Source organism: Actinosynnema sp. NPDC023658 (assembly GCF_040639995.1).
In the GTDB taxonomy this organism is placed as follows: Bacteria; Actinomycetota; Actinomycetes; order Mycobacteriales; family Pseudonocardiaceae; genus Actinosynnema.
The window spans coordinates 1-1,410 of the sequence record NZ_JBFAAX010001283.1 but is presented as its reverse complement, the minus strand read 5'-3'; the positions used below and the strand labels follow the sequence as shown (position 1 = coordinate 1,410).

The following is a 1,410-nucleotide window of genomic DNA, read 5'->3' as shown; positions in this document are numbered from 1 at the left end:
GGCGCACTCCACGGTCAACCCGGCGTCCACCGCCCGGCTGATCTCGGCCAGCGACCGCAGCTGCTCCGGCGTCAGCACGTCGAACAGGTGCTCCCGCACCGCCGTCACGTGCCCGGCCGCCGCCGCCTCCAGCACGGCGAACCCGGAGTCGGTCAGGGCCGCGATCGAGCCGCGCCGGTCCGAGGGGCAGGCCCGCCGCTCGACCCAGCCCTCCTTCTCCAGCCGCGCGACCGCGTGCGAGAGCCGTGACCGCGACGAGTGGCACACCACCGCCAGCTCGCTCATCCGCAACGCCCGCCCCGGCGCCTCGGAGAGGGCCACCAGGATCTCGTAGTAGGCCATGGGCATCCCGGAGTCGCGCTGCAACTGCCGGTCCAGGTGCGCGGTGAACTTCGTCACGGCGGCCATGAAGCCACGCCACACCTGCTGCTCCTCGGCGCTCAGCCACCGCACGTCGCTCATGCCACCCATCATACGTCCGTTGTTGAACCTTCAACCAGGATGCGCTATGTTCTGTTGAGAGTTCAACCAGACCAACCCAGAAGGACCAGCCATGACCACGCAGACTGTGCAGATCCCCGGCTACCTCGCGGGCACGTGGGCGATCGACCCGGTGCACTCGGACATCTCGTTCGTGGTCCGCCACCTCGGCGTGTCCAAGGTCCGCGGCCACTTCGGCACCTTCGAGGGCACCATCGTGACCGCCGAGAACCCGCTGGAGTCGACGGTCAGCGCCAAGATCGACGCCACCTCGGTGAACACCCGCAACGACCAGCGCGACGCGCACGTCCGCGGCGAGGACTTCCTGGACGTCGAGAAGTTCCCGGAGCTGACCTTCACCTCCACCGGCGTGCGCGCCCACGGTGAGGGCTTCCTGGTGGACGGCGAGCTGAGCCTGCACGGCGTGACCAAGCCCGTGGCGCTGGAGCTGGAGATCAACGGCTTCGGCGACGGCTTCGAGGGCGCCAAGGTCGTGGGCTTCTCCGCCTCCACCGAGATCAACCGGCGCGAGTTCGGCGTGACCGGCGGCCCGGCGGGCGCGGTCGTCGGTGACAAGATCACGATCCTGCTGGAGATCGAGGCCGTCAAGCAGGTCTGACCCCGATCCGCGCGAAGGGCCCGCCGGTGTTCCGGTGGGCCCTGCCCGCTGTCCCGGGCACGCCGCCGGTGGCGGGCCGACCTCGGCTTTCGCGGAGCGCAACGCGGTGCCTACCGTGCGTGAGCCGCACGGGTGCCGGCGGGCGAACGGGGTACCTGTTCCCTCCCGCCACCCACTTCGGTAGTTTCCGGTCCGCCGCCGCAACCTGTCTGAACCGTGCACCGTCTTCACCCGTAGTAGCTCGTGGAACGAGGGCTCGGTTTCGGTCCGTACTGAAGCCGTAGAACTCGATGCGGACACAGTCCGCTCAC

At 69.5% G+C, this 1,410-nt stretch carries 2 protein-coding genes; one reads left to right on the top strand and one right to left on the bottom strand.

Going from position 1 to position 1,410, the window contains the following annotated elements; genetic code table 11:
- The coding region (locus AB0G02_RS40300; RefSeq protein ID WP_360805841.1) for a MarR family transcriptional regulator at positions 1-462 on the bottom strand (462 nt) is incomplete at its 3' end.
- 91 nt (positions 463-553) lie between these two features.
- On the opposite strand from AB0G02_RS40300, the gene AB0G02_RS40295 reads away from it, so the two are divergent.
- On the top strand, positions 554-1,099 hold the full coding sequence (locus AB0G02_RS40295) for a YceI family protein (protein ID WP_360805838.1): 546 nt from the start codon (positions 554-556) through the stop codon (positions 1,097-1,099).
- The last annotated feature ends 311 nt before the right edge of the window (positions 1,100-1,410 follow it).

Bases quoted from the DNA above. Each gene is read 5' to 3' on its own strand.
- AB0G02_RS40295 (WP_360805838.1), top strand. From the start codon at position 554: ATGACCACGCAGACTGTGCAGATCCCCGGCTACCTCGCGGGCACGTGG.